Here is a 17382-nt window from a genome sequence, read left to right as displayed (position 1 = left end):
TACGGAGTACAAAGATGGCGAAATATTGCGTATTTTAAAAGTCAAACTTATCCACAATTAGTGATAGTTTTTAACAAAGATAAAAAACAGCAAATTAATTGCGGAATTCGCAATTAATTGAAAATCAAAGTGTTGAAAACTTAAAAAAGTAGAAAAAGCGGTAGTAAAAAGCGCTCTTAAAGACTATAAACAAAGGGATTTAGCGCAATTTTGAACCTTGACTTTTCCACTCTTGAGCAACCAAATCAAGCTCTGCGTACCAGTCCTCTCCAAACCTTCTCACAAGGGCTTCTTTGACAAATTTATAGACTGGAACTTCCAATTCCTTACCCAAAGAACAGGCGTCATCACATATGTCCCATTTATCATAATTTACAGCAGCAAATTCTGAGAAATCTTTAATTCGAATGGGATATAAATGACACGAAACTGGTTTTTTCCAATCAACTAAGCCTTGATTATAGGCTTGCTCGATACCACACAGTGCCGTTTTTCCGTCAAAAATTACATAGGAACAATCCTTATTGTCAATTAATGGTGTTTCAAGTTCACCATCAGTACCCGTTGTCCAAGTACCTTGCGCTTCGATAGCCGCAATTCCTTCTTTCCTCAAAAAAGGCTTCACCTTTGGATATATTTCCTCAAGAATTTTTGTCTCCTCGGCACTCAATGGTGCTCCAGCATCTCCATCAACGCAACAAGCACCCTTGCATGCGGACAGATTACAAACAAATTCTTTACCTAAAATATCTTCTGAAACGATGGTTTTTCCTAATTGAAACATGGGTGGGATGGACTATAATTATAAAGTGCAAAGGTAGTCAAACAAAAGAGAAAACAGCGATTTTGATGAAGACTATTACCGCAAACAAATCCAAATGAAATACTTGTTGACTTTTACAGATTTTAAACAAAATTAAATATCTTTGTTAAAAAAATATGTTTATAGATTTCAATGAAATACTAACAGTAGGAATGGTTCTTTTTGCAGTAATCGATATCGTAGGGTCTGTACCTATTATCGTTGATTTAAAAAGAAAACACGGTATAATTGAGTCTGGAAAAGCCTCTATTGTTGCTGGTATCATCATGCTTATCTTCTTATTTACAGGAGAAAGTTTCTTAAAAGTAGTAGGTATCGATGTAAACTCCTTTGCTGTAGCGGGTTCATTTGTCTTGTTTTGTATCGCACTCGAAATGATTTTGGGTATCCGTATTTATCGCGATGAAGAAGCAAGCTCTGCCTCTATTGTTCCAATCGCATTTCCCCTCGTAGCGGGTGCGGGTACAATGACAACACTGCTATCACTACGCTCTCAATATCATTCTATTAATATCGTAATCGCCATTATAATTAATATTACCATCGTGTTTTTTGTTTTAAAATCATCTTCAAAAATCGAAAAACTTTTAGGACAAGACGGTCTAGGGGTAGTTCGAAAAACGTTTGGGATTGTTCTTTTGGCGATAGCTGTTAAATTATTTGCTGCTAATGTTAAAGGGTTATTCATTTAAACAAATTTTTCATAGTTTTACACCATAATATCAAAGGGATAACCGAATAATCCTATCGATAATTCAAATTAAACCTAGATAAAACTGTAATTACGCACTATGAATCGAGTTACTTCAAAATTGTAAACCAAAATCTTTCAGGTACTACACATACTACTCACTAAGAATTTCAATTTTGCATTCGCTTAAAAAATAAAACCACAAACTACACCACATGAAGATCTTTATTAACATATTAGTAATCTTAGCTGTTGCCCTTATTATTTTCAACATTACTATGTTAGATTTTAAAAATTTATTTCACGGAGACAGTGCTGTTGCATTCATTGGAATAGCCGCTTCTTTTTGTGCAGTACTTATTCTTTTAATCTTCAAGACCTCTAAGAAAATTGAAGATAAAATGAACGACAAACTATAATGAAACTTGATGTTTTAATTATAGGAGGAGGCGTTTCTAGCCTTTCTTGTGCACTCGTACTTGGATCTGCACAACACAAAACATTTGCTACAGACAAAAAAATTGCTGTATTAACTCATCAAAAGGCTTCAGCGCTTCAAGATGCTATTTTTTACAACGCCTATGGTATACCTGCAGGAACTTTAGGGAGTGACTTACTCCTAACTAGTACCACACAATTGGCAGATACCTATCCTCATATTACCCAAATTCCAAACGAAAAAGCGATTAAAATTGAAGGTTCTTATCCTGATTTTATAGTAACTACCAACAAAAACACCTATAACACTGCTCTAGTTGTAATAGGAATTGGATCGGCAAATACGTTTGACATCGAAGGTTTACTTGCTTTTGTAGAAGACCACAAAAAAGCTTTGCCCGCAAAACAACGCATACAATTACGCAATACAGACCATAAGGTTATTGAAGGCGTATATGTGACTGGAACTTTGGCTGGATGGAGAAGTCAACTTGCAATTGCTGCCGGAAGCGGTGCATCTGTAGCAACTGACATTCTAACCTTATGGAATGGTGGCGAGCAAACTCACTCCCACGATAGCATACGAGAAAAATAGACACAAAAAAAGTGTAATTATCGATATTACACTAGTTTTTGTTTTTTTTACTTTACATCACCTACTTTTTCAACAGGACTTTTTGCACCATTTTATCATCGTTTAGCAGCAATTTATAGTACTGGTTCTCACCATAAATTTGCCTTGCAAACTCTGCATTTAAATATCGTTTTACGGCTACTTTATCTTTTACCAAAGATAATCCCAATCTGTTTTTGTAAACAAATTGCTGAAAAGCATCAAAATACCGATCGGTAGCTTTCATTTGGATTACAAAACTTTCAAAAGGCAAATCCTTAAAGTTGGATCTGTATTTGTCTAATTGTTCGAAAACAAAATTACCTACTATTCCGGATTGCATAAGGAAACTGACATTGGTATCCATAATGGCTACAGGTACAAATACGTCAGGTACTATACCGCCACCTCCATATAAAATACGCCCTTTTGGTGTTTTAAATTTAAGACTATCCGCTATTTTTATACTGTCTTTGGCATATAACTCACCCGACAAAAAGCGAGCTTCTGATTCTTTGAAATACGATTCCTTCCCTTTCGAATATGATTTTTGGATCGAACGTCCCGTGGGAGTGTAATAGCGCGCAACGGTCAAACGTACAGCCGAGCCATCATCAAACTCCATTTCGCGCTGCACCAAACCTTTCCCAAAAGAACGACGCCCTATAATTGTACCGCGATCATTGTCTTGTATTGCCCCTGCTAATATTTCACTTGCCGAAGCACTGTTCTCATTGATTAAAATAACGACTTTTCCATTCTCAAAAATTCCATTGCTTTTGGCAAAAGTACTTTCGACTTTTCCTTTTTTATCTTTTGTAAAAACAATTAACTGTTTCTCTTTCAAAAAATCATCAGCGATTGCAATTGACTCTTCCATATAGCCACCGCCATTGTCACGCAAATCCAAAATTAGGGTGTTCATACCCGCTTTTTTTAATTGGAGCAATGCTTTTCTAAATTCAGAATAGGTTGTTTCTGCGAAGCGATTGATTTTGATATAGCCTGTAGTTGGATTGAGCAATAAAGAAGCATCAACACTTTTCAGCGGAATTACATCTCTCTTCAGGTTGATTTGTATCTTTTTATTTTCTGATTTTCGAAAAATAGTCAAAGCCACATTCGAGCCCTCTGCTCCTTTTAATTTGGCATATAAACTATCGGACGGAAGTTGACGCCCAAAAAGTTGTGATTTATTTGCATATAAAATACGGTCACCCGCTTTGATACCCGCTCTAGCAGATGGACCATTTTCAAGAGGTCGAATAACTGCCAGCGTATCCTTGAACATATAAAAGCTAACGCCTATTCCAACAAAGTCACCTCTCATATTCTCGACCACCCGTTTTTGTTCGTTGGATGGTACGTATACAGAATGCGGATCCAATTGTCCCATAATTTTGTTGACCGTAAGCTCAACTATAGAATCGGTATTGACATCGTCAACATAATCATTTTCGATAAAATCAATGAGCTTATCTAGCTTTTGCTTGGAGCTATTTTTGGCTAAATAATTTTTTGTTTTCGAAGAAGACAAACTTCCACCCACGACCACACCTACTGCCACGCTAAGGCAGATAAGAATAGGTAGGTATTTGAGTTGAAATTTCATTTAGTCTTCAAGATCTTTTATTTGTTCTACTATAACCCCCGCTTTTTTAAGAAATTCAATTCCAGATTCATCACGATAGCCATTGTTGTACACCACACGTTTTATACCAGATTGATGAATTAATTTACTACACTCCTTGCAAGGGGAAAGCGTAATATATAAGGTAGCTCCTTCACAAGATTGAGTAGAACGCGCTACCTTTAAGATCGCATTTGCCTCTGCATGTAGGACATCCCAACGGGTTAATCCGTCATCATCTTCGCAACAATTTCCAAAACCAGACGGTGTACCATTGTACCCATCAGAGATGATCATTCGATCTTTGACAATAATAGCACCTACTTTTTTTCGTTTACAATAGGACAATAATCCCCATTCTGTTGCGATGCGTAGGTAAGCTTTGTCGTATTTATGTAATTTTGATTTTTCCATTTTTATCTAAGCCATATTTTATTTGTCACGATCAGCGGAATTACAACTCCAATTATGAAGGCAGACATTACTAAGGTCCAATCTCTTTTGGAGAACCTAAAGAAAGTTTGCACAATATAAGACAAAATGAGTGTAACTACAATAATCACCAATTGAGCTGCTTCGATTCCAAGAGAAAATTCAGCCAATGGTAGCAATTTTGATGCTGTACCTCCAGGTAGAATTGCTTTGAAATAACTAGAAAATCCTAGACCATGAATGATTCCGAAAAATAAAGTCACAAAGAAAATGATATTAATACTTTCTTTTTTACTGGTTTTTCCGGCTGTAAAAAGATTAAATAGCGCTACTATCAAAATAGTAATCGGAATCAACATTTCGACCACACTTACTTTGATGGCTACAATACCAAAAACAACCAATAGTAAAGCCATTGAATGACCAATTGTAAACAAGGTAACGAGTAAAAGTATGCGTTGCCAGTCCTTAAAACTAAAGGGAACGGCGAGACCTATCAAAAACAAAACGTGATCGTAGGAATATATATTTAGAATGTGTTTTAATCCTAATTCAAAAAAAATCAAAAACTCAGACATAATTTTAGTGGCATTAGATTTGTTTGGGATTGTAAACTTACGATTATTTTTGAAAAGTTAAGAAAGGCACGGCATTTAATGGCTAAACTACCACACTTTTTAAAACATTTGAACCCAAAAAAGCCACTCCTATTGTGGAGTGGCTTTGATTATAAATAGCTAATTGATATAAAAATATTAGTGTCCACCACCTTCACTTTCGACATAAAGAACACCTTGTTTTTTCAATACTTTAGGACAATAAAAACCATAAAATGATAAATAAGCAAATCCTAATAACGGCACAATATAGGAGAAATGCGTCCATGAGATTCCAAAAACACCTTCAGGACTAGCGCTGTCTAAATCACATATACTTCCTTGCAACAAAGGAATAACACCACCACCTAGAATCATCATGATTAAAAAAGAGGATGCTTTACCTGTATTTTTACCTAATCCAGCGATCGCCAAATCAAAAATAGATGGCCACATGATTGATAAAAACAAACCTCCAGAAATGAAGAAGAATTTTGCAATCTCAGTATCTGGATAAACAAGACCAATAAACATCATTGCTAAGCCTGAGAATCCAAAAAGCATTAGCGTTTTGCCCGCATTTTTCCCTCCAACAAAACTAACTAGGATAAAGATTAAAATCCAGAAAGGATAAATATAAAAGCCCGAAACATCATGTTGTGCAAAAATATTGGCACCAATAATAACTCCAAATGCAATGGCTGGAACAATAAACTTCAATGCTGTGTTGACCAAATTTGATGTTTTAAATACATTGACACCACCATTCCAACGGCCAATCATCAAACTTCCCCAATACAAAGCAATAAAGGGAGCAATCGATTCTTCAAGGATTCCGCCAAATTCTTTGGTTTGCAATAAAGCAGGTAAATTACTGATGATGGTAACCTCTGTACCTACATATATAAAGATGGCTAGCATCCCTAAGTACAGTTGCGGATAATCAAAAACACGAAAACTTTTGTGCTCCTGAACTACAACAACTTCTTCTTCCTTAATTGGATCTTCAATTTTGGATAATAGCATAAACACAGCTACCACTATAAAAGCGATCCCCAACATCATGAAAGGGAATTTAATATCTTCAAGAGAGAGCGCCGTTTTTTTACCTTCGCCTAGACCAAAAATTGCAATCCCTAACAAAATTGCTCCAATCGTAGTACCAAAAGAGTTCACACCACCCGCGAGAGTTAATCGGTGCGCTCCTGTTACAGGACTACCCATTTTGATTGCTAATGGATTTGCTACAATTTGCTGAATCGAAAACCCCAATCCAACCGTAAATAAGGCAGTCAAGAAAAAAGGAAAACTTTGCATGGTTGCTGCTGGTATAAACAAAAAGGACCCAACTGCAGATAATAATAATCCCGCAGCTAATGTTTTTTTATAACCAAATTTCTGCAACACATCTGATTTTAAAGAAATCAGGAAAAAAATAATTGAACCTACGAAGTAAGCTGCATAAAATGCCCATGCCACTAATTGCGACTGAACTTGTGATAAGGTGAATACTTTTTTAAAGACTGGGATTAAGATGTCATTGGCAGAGCCAACAAACCCCCAAAAAAAGAACACTATCACGAGTGATATAAATTGTCCCCATTTGGTTTGTACGTTTTCTGAATTCATAATTGTTTGTTAGTTGGTTTTTTTAATTTTTATGTTCGAAAAACAAGAAAAGTAATAGCTACTACTACTCATTGTAAAAAATTATGATTGATAATTACTTCTCATTCGATAAAAATCAAAGAGCTATCTTTTTATTTTTCGAAAAATAACGCATTGCAGCAGTCAATAATATCCACTTTTCAAAGGCTTTGAAACCGTTTCTTAATTTTTGAACAGGCGGCAATATTAGTCCTTTTCAGTTGACATTCGCAAAATAGCACCTATACAATAACTCATCTTTTATTCCTTTTTGCCTTAAAAGATCATTTTATTACAGGAATACCGTGTTCTACCTATTAAAGTTAGTCTACAAACTTTTCAACTTTGTGTAAATGGACTCAAAACGTTGCAAAATGGACTTTAGGAAGTAAAAAGCAGTATTATTTTCACCCTAAAAACGCACTAACAGACAAGGAATAAAAGAGATATCACAAAAATTTTCTAATTAGAATTTAATAAAATAAAAATTAAATTATCTTTGCCACATAAAAAAATTAAAACTATGTCATTTTCAGATTTATTTGATAGCGAATTCACGCAAAGAAACAAAGGTCACTTTTCTTCAATTGTACGTCTTGCTTTGGCCGACGGTATACTAGCACCTGAGGAAAAAAGCTTTTTGGACAAATTAGCTACGAAACTTGAAATTTCGGCTTCTGAATACGAAGAAATTTTAGCAAATCCTGCTATGTACCCAATTAATCCTCCTTACCTATATACGCAACGTTTGGAGCGTATGTATGATTTGGCTAGAATGGTACACGTTGATCACCATTTAGGAGATAAACAAGAGATGATTTTGAAAAAAATTGCTGTAGGTCTAGGATTTACACCTAGTAATGTAAACTACATTATTGCAAAAGCATTATCATTGGTAGATAAAAAAGTTGACTTTGATACTTTTGTGTACGAAATGCAGAATATGTACAAGTAATACTTGACAAACAAATACAAAAAAAGCTCTTGAAAATTATTCAAGAGCTTTTTTTTTGGTATTCAAAGAGGATGTTACTCCTTCTTTGCTTTTAGCATAAAATCTTCAACTTTTTCAACCATGTTGTAGCTTCCGCAGAAAAACGGAACTCTTTCATGTAATTCTGTTGGTTTGATTTCCATAATTCGATTAAAACCATCAGAAGCCTTACCTCCAGCTTGCTCAGCAATAAAGGCCATTGGATTACATTCGTACAACAAACGCAATTTCCCTTTTGGTGCTTTGGTGCTTGTTGGGTAAATGTAGATTCCACCTTTGATCATGTTTCTATGAATGTCTGAAACTAGACTTCCAATGTAACGTGACGTATACGGACGATCCTCTTCTTCTGCTTGACAATATTTAAGATAGTCCTTAACCCCTTGTGGAAACTGGATATAGTTCCCTTCGTTTATAGAGTAAATATTTCCGTCTTTTGGAAACTGTAAGTTTGGGTGTGACAAATAAAAGGTACCAATGGCTGGGTTTAATGTAAACCCGTTTACACCACAACCTGTTGTATACACTAACATTGTAGACGTACCATAAATTACATAACCTGCAGCAACTTGACAAGTACCAGGTTGCAAGAAATCTTCAATAGCTACTGGAGTTCCAATTGGAGTAATCCTTCTGTATACCGAGAAAACAGTTCCTACTGATACATTTACATCTATATTTGAAGAACCATCTAGAGGATCCATCAAAACGATGTATTTGTTTGCATGTTTATTATCGTTACCACGAACAGTAATAAAGTCATCATTTTCTTCTGATGCGATACCACACACAATCTCACGATTGATCAAGGTTTGAATAAAAATTTCGTTGGCATAGACATCCAGTTTTTGCTGGTCTTCACCTTGAATGTTTTGCTCTCCTGCTGCTCCGGTAATATCAACCAGTCCAGCTTTGTTCACTTTATAGCTCACCACTTTGGCCGCCAAGCGAATTGAGTTGATGATTCGTGATAATTCTCCAGATGAATATTGAAAAGCATTTTGGTTTTCAATAATGAATTCTCCGAGTGTTTTGTTGCGTTCTTCCATTTAAGAAATCGTTGTAGTTGGTTTGAAGTCACAAATATCGCTTTTTTTGTGAAAAGGAAAATAATAAAACCAACCTAATTTGTTAGTATTGTATATTTGCTAAATAATAATATAACAGATTGTTATAAAAATACGTAAATCACTGAAAAATGATCATAAGAAGAGGAAAATTAGAAGACATGACTGCAGTATTGGAATTGATCCAAGAATTAGCCATTTTCGAAAAGGAACCTGATGCCGTTGAAATTACAGTTGAAAATCTCATTGAAAATGGTTTTGGTAGCAATCCATTATTTGGCCTTTTTGTTGCAGAAAAAAATAATACAATTGTCGGAATGGCTCTGTATTTCTATAAATATTCTACTTGGACCGGAAAAACGATTCATCTTGAAGATTTGATAGTTACAGCTTCGGAACGCGGAAATGGAATTGGTCAAAAACTATTAGAACAAATGGTGACCTTGGCGCAAGATGAAAAAGTAAAACGATTGGAATGGAATGTACTTGATTGGAATAAACCAGCAATTGAGTTTTATAAACAAGCGGGAGCCGAAATTCTAGAAGAATGGCAACTTGTACGTTTGGACGAAAAAAGGCTTGCCAACTTTGTCAAAAAAAATTAAAGTAAAAAAAAATTAAATCACATTTAGAAAACATGAGAGTATTTAAATTTGGAGGCGCCTCTGTAAAAGACGCAGCAGGAATCAAAAATGTGTACGATGTTTTACAGCAAGTAGGTTATGAAGATGTATTGCTCGTAGTATCGGCTATGGGAAAAACTACCAATGCATTGGAACTAGTTATTAAAGACTATTTTGAAAAATCACCTTCTTTACAAGCATCTGTACAAGAAGTAAAAAAATACCACAACCAAATCCTTATGGATTTATTTGAGGACGACAAACACGAAGTTTTTCAAGCAGTACAGCATTTATTCTCAGACTTAGAATATTTCTTATCGCACAATAAATCACCTAATTACAATTTTGTATACGATCAAGTGGTGAGCTATGGTGAGCTAGTTTCGACTACCGTTTTGAGCCACTATATGTCCTTTAGAGGAATTCAGACACAATGGATTGATGTACGTCACTTTATTAAAACGGACGCTAACTACAGAGATGCAGAAGTGGACTGGGAGTTAACAAAGAACAATATCGCATCAAACGTAAAACGTAAGATGCTAAATGTAACGCAAGGATTTTTGGGTTCTGACGAAAACAATTTCACCACAACTTTAGGTCGTGAAGGATCTGATTATACTGCTGCGATATTTGCATATTGCCTAAATGCAGAGAGTGTAACCATTTGGAAAGATGTTCCTGGGGTAATGAATGCCGATCCAAGGTATTTTGAAAACGCAAGTTTGTTAAATCAAATATCGTACAGAGAAGCAATCGAATTGGCTTTTTATGGTGCCACTGTAATTCACCCAAAAACGCTACAACCGCTACAGAAAAAAGAAATTCCGTTGTATGTAAAATCTTTTATCAACCCACTTCTAAAAGGAACTGTCGTTTCAAAAGGAGTTGCATTAGAACCTTACCTACCTTGTTTCATTGTAAAAAGAGATCAATTATTGATTTCGCTTTCATCAATTGATTTTTCGTTCATCATGGAAGAAAACATCAGTGAAATTTTTGCATTGTTCCATGAATTTAAAATCAAAGTTAATTTGATTCAGAATTCTGCTATTAGTTTTTCTGTTTGCGTAGAAGATAAATTTGGTAATTTTAAAGATCTAAATGCTGTTTTGTCTAAAAAATTCAAAGTTGATTTTAACGAGCATGTAACATTGTACACGATAAGACACTTTAATGACCTAGCTGCCGAGATGGTCGAAAAAGATAAAATTGTAATCTTGAAACAAGTAAGTACCGAGACCATGCAAATCATTACTAGCGAAAAGCAGTAATAAAATCGCATAACTCCAAGTATAAGAGGAGTAACAAATAAAAAGGGGCTAGTATCAATCTGATATTTAGCCCCTTTTCTTTCTATTTACTACTCAATAATACACTACTTTTGACAAATTGACGTTATAAACGCTATGTTAAAAAGGCTTCTTTTTTTTGCACTGCTTCTTTCAATTTCTTGTACGCAAGCACAAGAGATTGAATCACTGTACAAAACAAAGACCCTTGCTGTAGCAAAAGACAGCTTGACCATTGAAGCCTTTAGTATCAACCCTACTTATTTTCTGCTGCTTGACCAACAACAGCAAGAAATTGATTCGAGCCTATACAAGGTTAATTTTATAAAAGGTAAATTACAACTCGCTCCCTCTTTTTTTGAATCGAAAAGAGATTCGATTACTATAAAATACCTGCAATATCCTGATTTTTTGACAAAAAAATATCAAATCTATGATGCTAGTAGCGTAGTTGAAGCGGATATTTCGAACTTACCCATGTACAAGATCGCACCCTCAAATGTTGCAAAAGCGGTGCCTTTTGACGGCCTCAATACTTCTGGAAGTATAACGAGAGGCGTTACTGTTGGAACCAATCAAAATGCCGTTTTAAACTCAAATCTTGATTTGCAAATCACAGGAAAAATTTCAGATAAAGTTAGTTTACGTGCCTCCTTACAAGACAGCAATATTCCGATTCAAAATGGTGGGTACTCTCAAAAGCTTGATCAGTTTGATAATATTTTCATGGAACTCTTCAGTGACAATTGGAACATTCGAGCAGGAGATATTTTTCTCGAAAACCATAAAACACAATTTTTAAATTTCAATAAAAAAGTACAAGGACTGGCAGCCAATTTTGATTTTGGCACTGATGAAAAAAAGACCAATGTCTTCGCTTCTGCCTCCTTGGTAAAAGGCCAGTATGCCAAAAGCAACTTTAATGGTATCGAAGGAAATCAAGGTCCGTATAAACTAAAAGGACAAAATGGTGAATTGTATGTACTTGTCATCTCTGGATCTGAGCGCGTATATGTGAACGGTCGCCAGCTGAAAAGAGGCGAAAACAACGACTACACTATTGATTACAATGCAGGCGAAATCACCTTCACCGCATTGTTTACTATCACCTCAGAGATGCGTATTGCGGTTGAATACCAATATACCGATCGCAATTACACCCGTTTTGTAACCTATGCAGGCGCCTCGCACGAGGAAGAAAAATGGAGTTTGGCAGGTTATCTATATTCTGAAAACGATGCGAAAAACCAACCCGTACAACAAAACCTTTCTACCGAACAAGTACAAATTTTGGCCCAAGCTGGAGACAATACAACTTTGATGTCTGCACCATCAGCCTATGTTGATTCTTATTCAGAAAATAAAACCTTGTACGAACAAAAAACAGTAAACGGAACTCTATATTATGAGTATTCAACTGATAAAAACGCTACTCTTCATAGCGTGAACTTTACACTAGTGGGTAACAATTTAGGGGATTACACTTTGTTGAATAGTTCTAGCATTAGCAAAATATACAATTATGTACCACCTATAAATGGAATTCCGCAAGGAAATTATGCACCAATAACTTTGCTTGTGCCTCCTACCAAAGTGCAAGTGGCTACTTTTTTGGGTAAATATTCGCCCTCAGAAAAAACAGCAATCGATTTTGAAATTGCCTTAAGCAACAACGATAAAAATCTATTCTCGAATCTAGACGATAGTAATAATCAAGGAATAAGTACCAAAATTAATGCTCGACAACGTTTGTTTAGCAAACAATGGAACATAGATGCGTTTGGGAAATATCAATTTATTCAAAAAAACTTTAGCTCAGTTGAACGATTGTACACCATAGAATTTGATCGTGATTGGAATATTGAAGGCACCGTTTCTGGAGATCAAAGTTTACTAACGACGGGTTTGCATTTCAGTCTAAATCCTATTCGAAAAACAAAAAGTAAAGGAGATTTTATTTATCAATTTGAAAAATTAGATTTCTCGGGTGCTTTCTCCGGCAACCGTCATCTTATTAATGGTCTATTGCAACTCAACCACTGGAACTTCAGTACGCAAGGAAGTTATCTTAAGAGTGAAGCCATTACTAGCAAATCGACTTTTTTACGCAATCAAGCACAAGTACGCTACCATTTTGGCAAAAACTGGATTGGCGGTAGCAATCGTATTGAAGACAATCAGTCACGAGACAAAGTCACAAATGCCTTTGCTGCCTTAAGTCAGCGTTTTACCGAATACGGTGCTTTTGTAGGACGAGGAGATAGTACTAAGGTCTACGTACAATTGGGACTCTTGAAACGAAGTAATGACAGTATCCAAAACGGACTCTTGCAACGAGTAAACAAATCAAATTCTTATTTTTTAAAATCAAGATTAATTCAATCTAACACTAGCGATTTGACCATTTACACCAACTATCGCGTTCTGGATTACACCAATCCTGCCATTAAAAAAGAATCTACTTTGAATTCAAGAGCTATCTTTAACGATCGTTTTTTCAATCAACTGTTGCTGAGTACCACCACCTACGAAACAAATTCTGGATCTCTGCCACAGCAAGAATACACATTTCTAGAGGTCGATGCGGGTCAAGGTGTGTACATGTGGAATGACTACAACGGCAACGGATTGCAAGAACTTCAAGAATTTGAAATCGCCCCTTATATTGATCAAGCAAAATATATCCAGGTTTACTTGCCTAATTTGGTATACATAAAAACACATCAAACCAAATTTTCGCAATCGCTGATCTTTAATCCTAGTCAGTGGCAAAATAAAACGGGCTTCAAAAAACTGGCCTCCTACTTTTACAATCAAACGAACTTTTTGATTGATCGAAAGACAAAAAATAATGGAGCAAATTTTGAACTAAATCCCTTTAGCACAGGATCAGAAAATGTACTTGGGCTAAGTTCTAGTTTTAGAAACAGTTTGTTTTACAATCGTGGTAAACAAAACCATTCTATAACCTACACCTATTTGGACAACAAAGCCAAAAATTTACTTTCAAACGGAACGCAAGAAACAACCAATAGTTCACACCAACTTCAATATGCACATTTGTACAAAAAAAGCTGGCTCTTAGGATTCTTTACCAAAACTATTGCTACGAGTGTCAACTCTGAGAATTACCCTTTAAAAAACTATTCGGTATCTGGCTATCAACTAGCACCAAAACTTAGTTATTTATTTTCGAAAAATACAAGTTGGGACATCTTCTATGAACTTCAAAACAAGAACAATCAAATTGGAGCATTAGAAACTTTATTACAAAATAGATTTGGGACCTCTTTTTCTTATTCTGGAAAAAAGAATATTACGCTAAACGGCGAAGTCTCTTTCTATCAAAATAAATATAACGGTGATGCTTTTTCTTCAGTAGGCTTTCAAATGCTAGAAGGTTTACAAACAGGTCAAAACACCGTATGGAAATTACTATTGCAAAAAAACATTACTCAATTTTTGGACATCAACCTGAATTACCTAGGTCGAAAAAGCGAAACGAGCGCAACCGTTCATACGGGGAATATTCAGTTAAGGGCTTATTTTTAATAATAAACTTAAACTAATTAGCTGGATTTATAAAACAAAAAAAAGACCATTTTCTCAAATGGCCTTAATTTATAATTTAAACTAATCTATTGCGGTTACAATAAATTCGCTTCGTCTATTCATTTGGTGTTGTTCCTCTGTACAACTAGACTCGTTTGTTGGTTCACAACCACAATCATTAACTAATTGTGTTTCTCCGTACCCTTTGGCTGTTAATCTATTTGCTTCAACGCCATTTTTAATTAACCAAGCCATCGTAGATTTTGCTCTTCGATCGGAAAGCGCTTCATTGTATTTGGCTGTTTGACGGCAATCAGTGTGTGAACGAATATCCATTTTTACTGTAGGGTATTGTTTCAAAACATCTAATATTTTTTCAAGTTCCAATGCTGCATCCTTTCGAATAAAAGACTTATCTAAATCAAAATAAATAAGTTTTATCCCGAAACACTTTGCAATATCCGCTCCTACTACAAGATGACAACCATCTTTTGTTAATTTTAAAGGTAACTTTGAATCTCCTGTCACTTTTGGGATTACCACAAAATCTTCATTTGACTCGTAATGTTCTTTTTTAGCTTCAACGATATATGTTTTACCACAATCTATTGCAAAATTATAAATCCCATTTACATCACTTTTCGAATTAAAAAGTAGCTTGTGGTTCTTATCATATAAATTAACAATTGCATCGGCTAATATATCATTGGATTCAGCATCTGTAATAAGTCCAGACAAGCTTTGCTTACAAGGTACTTCACTAAATTTGTAGATATCATCATACCCTTTTCCACCGGTTCTATTCGATGTAAAAAAACCTATGCGACTTTTGCTGTCCATGAACAAAGCAAAATCATCTTGTGGGCTATTTATCGGCATACTCATATTGGTAATCTCTTCAAATGAAGTCGATGTACTAGCACCAATTTTAGTTCTATAAATATCCAAACCACCCAATCCTGGTCGCCCATCTGAAGCGAAGAACAACTCATTATCTTCGGCTATAAACGGAAAAGTTTCACGTCCTTCTGTATTGATGGTATTCCCCAAATTGATAGGTGTAGAATAGGTACCATCACTGTTAATTGTCACCTTAAAAATATCCGATTGTCCCAAGGTACCTGGCATATTTGAAGCAAAATATAATTCAGAATTATCTGGATTTAATGCTGGATGTGCCACACTATAACTATCACTATTAAAAGGTAGCTCAATTATATTTTTCCATTCACCATCTACTTTGGTCGCTTTGTAAATTTTCAATAATGTAATCCTCTCACTATCTTTTCCTCTTTTTCCGTCCAAATAATTGTTTCGAGTAAAGTACATGGTCGTACCATCTTTGGTAAAAACGGGTGTGGATTCGTGAAATTTAGAGTTGATTTTTTTACTAAATCGAGTTGGTTCAGCAAGCTTACCGTCTGCTTGTACTTGCGCACTGTATAAGTTTGTAAAAGATTGGTTGGTCCATTTGAATACTTTTTTGGAGACACCAATAGTATCTCTTGCTGAAGCAAAAACCAAATTATCACTTGAAAAAGCAGTACCATAATCTGAATATTCAGAATTAATTCCTGCATCTTCAATTAAAAAGCGACCTGCATTTGATTGTATCTCTTCAAGGTACTTTTTGTCATTCGAATACAATATCGCTCTTTGATCACTGGACGCTTTCTTAGCAAATAGCGAACTGATTTTATCTGCCTTTATATAATCTCCAATCGATTTTAGTGCTTGAGAATATCGATAACAATATTCGGCAGGTTGATCTCCATTCATCGCAAATAGCTCACCATACCAATAAGCGGCTTTCTCTAAGTTGGCATTAAAATAATAGGCATTACCTAATTTCTGAAACATTTTTTCGTCTTTGTAGCCCTTACTTGCAACACGTTCATAAGTTGCGATTGCCTCTATATAGGCATAGCGATCATATTGTTTATCGGCTGCTGCAACAGTTGCTTTTTGTGCGAAATTTTGTTGAACAAAAAGCAGTAAAACAGTTGTAAGTATAATTTTTCTCATTTTCATCTGTTTTTTATTAAAAGAATCTTGGTGATACAATTCTATCATATTTATTAAATAACTCATATCTCAAAAAGATTTCATGCGATCCACTATTAAAATGTGCCAAACGAGTCGTTTCTAGATCGTAACCATAACCAATAAACCATGAATCTGTTGCCTGGAAACCAACCATTGCACTTACAGCTGCGCTCCAACGGTAAGCACCACCGATAACAAATTTATCATTAAACATAAAATTTGCAGATAAATCAACCTGTAAAGGTGCTCCTTGAGTCACTTTTGTCAACATCGAAGGTTTAAACTTTATATTTTCATTCAAATCAAAAACATGCCCCGCAGTTAAGTAATAGTGTAAGCGTTCCTTGGCAATGTAACTCGATGCGCCTGAACCAGCATACTTATCAAAATGCTTTGTTTCTAATAAATTTGGAACAGAAAATCCAATATAAGTTTGATCAGAATAATAATAAATACCCGCTCCAATATTGGGCGAAAACTTATTGTCTATATTGCTCTGAAAAGTATTGTCTGAAGGGGTTAAATAGGTTAATTTATTAAAGTCGACATTTAATAAATTAACAGATCCTTTTATACCAAAAGACAATTTGTAACGCTCAGACGTTTGAATATTATAGGAGAAACTCACTCCAATATCCGTCTCATCTGAGGGACCAATTTTATCATTTAAGATAGAAAGCCCTAATCCCATATTCCCACCGTTTATTGGAGAATGGATAGAAACATTATTTGTTACTGGAGCACCTTCAAGGCCTACCCATTGCGTTCGATGCAAAGCAAATATGCTCATTTTCTCTCGCAATCCTGCATAAGCTGGATTAATAGCCATGGTGTTGTACATGTACTGTGTAAACTGAGCATCTTGTTGCGCATAGCTACTGCCCGTAACAAGAATTAAAACTAGTATCGCTAATTTATTTTTCATGATTTTCAAATTA

The 17382-nt window shown here is 35.2% G+C and carries 15 protein-coding genes; 7 read left to right on the top strand and 8 right to left on the bottom strand.

Annotation, left to right across the window (positions count from 1 at the left end):
- Positions 1-199 precede the first annotated feature (199 nt).
- Positions 200-784 (bottom strand): DUF3109 family protein, encoded by a 585-nt coding sequence (locus FFWV33_RS06220; RefSeq protein WP_108740107.1) that lies wholly within the window; start codon positions 782-784, stop codon positions 200-202.
- Between the two features lie 155 nt (positions 785-939).
- On the opposite strand from FFWV33_RS06220, the gene FFWV33_RS06215 reads away from it, so the two are divergent.
- From FFWV33_RS06215 to FFWV33_RS06205, 3 genes are all read left to right on the top strand, one after another.
- Positions 940-1515 carry a MarC family protein gene (locus tag FFWV33_RS06215; protein ID WP_108740106.1) on the top strand — a complete coding sequence of 192 codons (576 nt, stop codon included), beginning with the start codon at positions 940-942 and terminating at the stop codon, positions 1513-1515.
- A 214-nt stretch (positions 1516-1729) separates the two neighbouring features.
- Positions 1730-1933: a hypothetical protein gene (locus tag FFWV33_RS06210; RefSeq protein WP_108740105.1), complete on the top strand. Its 204-nt coding sequence runs from the start codon at positions 1730-1732 to the stop codon at positions 1931-1933.
- Positions 1933-2547 carry an FAD-dependent oxidoreductase gene (locus FFWV33_RS06205; protein WP_108740104.1) on the top strand — a complete coding sequence of 205 codons (615 nt, stop codon included), beginning with the start codon at positions 1933-1935 and terminating at the stop codon, positions 2545-2547. The genes FFWV33_RS06210 and FFWV33_RS06205 overlap by 1 nt, the downstream gene beginning before the upstream one ends.
- Before the next feature lie 61 nt (positions 2548-2608).
- Here FFWV33_RS06205 and FFWV33_RS06200 read toward each other — a convergent pair whose 3' ends face one another.
- The 4 genes from FFWV33_RS06200 to FFWV33_RS06185 all read right to left on the bottom strand — a co-directional run bounded on the left by FFWV33_RS06200 (position 2609) and on the right by FFWV33_RS06185 (position 6852).
- Positions 2609-4177, bottom strand: a complete 1569-nt coding sequence (locus FFWV33_RS06200; protein ID WP_108740103.1) for a S41 family peptidase — start codon at positions 4175-4177, stop codon at positions 2609-2611.
- Complete coding sequence (locus FFWV33_RS06195) at positions 4178-4609, bottom strand: deoxycytidylate deaminase (protein WP_108740102.1); 432 nt, start codon at positions 4607-4609, stop codon at positions 4178-4180.
- Positions 4610-4611: 2 nt separating this feature from the next.
- Positions 4612-5205: a HupE/UreJ family protein gene (locus FFWV33_RS06190; RefSeq protein WP_108740101.1), complete on the bottom strand. Its 594-nt coding sequence runs from the start codon at positions 5203-5205 to the stop codon at positions 4612-4614.
- A gap of 177 nt (positions 5206-5382) precedes the next feature.
- A complete protein-coding gene (locus tag FFWV33_RS06185) occupies positions 5383-6852 on the bottom strand; it encodes an MFS transporter (protein ID WP_108740100.1) in 1470 nt (489 codons plus the stop codon).
- 541 nt (positions 6853-7393) lie between these two features.
- On the opposite strand from FFWV33_RS06185, the gene FFWV33_RS06180 reads away from it, so the two are divergent.
- Positions 7394-7825 (top strand): fructose 1,6-bisphosphatase, encoded by a 432-nt coding sequence (locus FFWV33_RS06180; RefSeq protein WP_108740099.1) that lies wholly within the window; start codon positions 7394-7396, stop codon positions 7823-7825.
- Between the two features lie 74 nt (positions 7826-7899).
- Here the strand turns inward: FFWV33_RS06180 and fbp are convergent, their stop codons facing one another.
- Positions 7900-8913 carry a class 1 fructose-bisphosphatase gene (gene fbp, locus FFWV33_RS06175; RefSeq protein WP_108740098.1) on the bottom strand — a complete coding sequence of 338 codons (1014 nt, stop codon included), beginning with the start codon at positions 8911-8913 and terminating at the stop codon, positions 7900-7902.
- 149 nt (positions 8914-9062) lie between these two features.
- Between fbp and FFWV33_RS06170 the strand changes: the two genes are divergently transcribed.
- From FFWV33_RS06170 to FFWV33_RS06160, 3 genes are all read left to right on the top strand, one after another.
- Positions 9063-9536: a GNAT family N-acetyltransferase gene (locus FFWV33_RS06170; protein WP_108740097.1), complete on the top strand. Its 474-nt coding sequence runs from the start codon at positions 9063-9065 to the stop codon at positions 9534-9536.
- 32 nt (positions 9537-9568) lie between these two features.
- On the top strand, positions 9569-10828 hold the full coding sequence (locus tag FFWV33_RS06165; RefSeq protein ID WP_108740096.1) for an aspartate kinase: 1260 nt from the start codon (positions 9569-9571) through the stop codon (positions 10826-10828).
- 135 nt (positions 10829-10963) lie between these two features.
- Entirely contained in the window at positions 10964-14398 is a 3435-nt protein-coding gene (locus FFWV33_RS06160; protein WP_108740095.1) for a hypothetical protein, read from the top strand.
- A gap of 81 nt (positions 14399-14479) precedes the next feature.
- Here the strand turns inward: FFWV33_RS06160 and FFWV33_RS06155 are convergent, their stop codons facing one another.
- Together FFWV33_RS06155 and FFWV33_RS06150 are read right to left on the bottom strand one after the other, a co-directional pair.
- Complete coding sequence (locus tag FFWV33_RS06155; protein ID WP_108742474.1) at positions 14480-16429, bottom strand: OmpA family protein; 1950 nt, start codon at positions 16427-16429, stop codon at positions 14480-14482.
- A 10-nt stretch (positions 16430-16439) separates the two neighbouring features.
- On the bottom strand, positions 16440-17369 hold the full coding sequence (locus FFWV33_RS06150; protein WP_108740094.1) for a PorP/SprF family type IX secretion system membrane protein: 930 nt from the start codon (positions 17367-17369) through the stop codon (positions 16440-16442).
- Positions 17370-17382 lie beyond the last annotated feature (13 nt).

It is taken from the genome of Flavobacterium faecale, from assembly GCF_003076455.1.
Classification (GTDB): domain Bacteria; phylum Bacteroidota; class Bacteroidia; order Flavobacteriales; family Flavobacteriaceae; genus Flavobacterium; species Flavobacterium faecale.
Note: the sequence above shows the minus strand (reverse complement) of the source record. Positions and strands in the feature narration are given on the sequence as shown.

Coding starts and splice junctions, on each gene's coding strand:
- FFWV33_RS06220 (WP_108740107.1), bottom strand. CDS start 784: ATGTTTCAATTAGGAAAAACCATCGTTTCAGAAGATATTTTAGGTAAA.
- FFWV33_RS06215 (WP_108740106.1), top strand. CDS start 940: ATGTTTATAGATTTCAATGAAATACTAACAGTAGGAATGGTTCTTTTT.
- FFWV33_RS06210 (WP_108740105.1), top strand. CDS start 1,730: ATGAAGATCTTTATTAACATATTAGTAATCTTAGCTGTTGCCCTTATT.
- FFWV33_RS06205 (WP_108740104.1), top strand. CDS start 1,933: ATGAAACTTGATGTTTTAATTATAGGAGGAGGCGTTTCTAGCCTTTCT.
- FFWV33_RS06200 (WP_108740103.1), bottom strand. CDS start 4,177: ATGAAATTTCAACTCAAATACCTACCTATTCTTATCTGCCTTAGCGTG.
- FFWV33_RS06195 (WP_108740102.1), bottom strand. CDS start 4,609: ATGGAAAAATCAAAATTACATAAATACGACAAAGCTTACCTACGCATC.
- FFWV33_RS06190 (WP_108740101.1), bottom strand. CDS start 5,205: ATGTCTGAGTTTTTGATTTTTTTTGAATTAGGATTAAAACACATTCTA.
- FFWV33_RS06185 (WP_108740100.1), bottom strand. CDS start 6,852: ATGAATTCAGAAAACGTACAAACCAAATGGGGACAATTTATATCACTC.
- FFWV33_RS06180 (WP_108740099.1), top strand. CDS start 7,394: ATGTCATTTTCAGATTTATTTGATAGCGAATTCACGCAAAGAAACAAA.
- fbp (WP_108740098.1), bottom strand. CDS start 8,913: ATGGAAGAACGCAACAAAACACTCGGAGAATTCATTATTGAAAACCAA.
- FFWV33_RS06170 (WP_108740097.1), top strand. CDS start 9,063: ATGATCATAAGAAGAGGAAAATTAGAAGACATGACTGCAGTATTGGAA.
- FFWV33_RS06165 (WP_108740096.1), top strand. CDS start 9,569: ATGAGAGTATTTAAATTTGGAGGCGCCTCTGTAAAAGACGCAGCAGGA.
- FFWV33_RS06160 (WP_108740095.1), top strand. CDS start 10,964: ATGTTAAAAAGGCTTCTTTTTTTTGCACTGCTTCTTTCAATTTCTTGT.
- FFWV33_RS06155 (WP_108742474.1), bottom strand. CDS start 16,429: ATGAAAATGAGAAAAATTATACTTACAACTGTTTTACTGCTTTTTGTT.
- FFWV33_RS06150 (WP_108740094.1), bottom strand. CDS start 17,369: ATGAAAAATAAATTAGCGATACTAGTTTTAATTCTTGTTACGGGCAGT.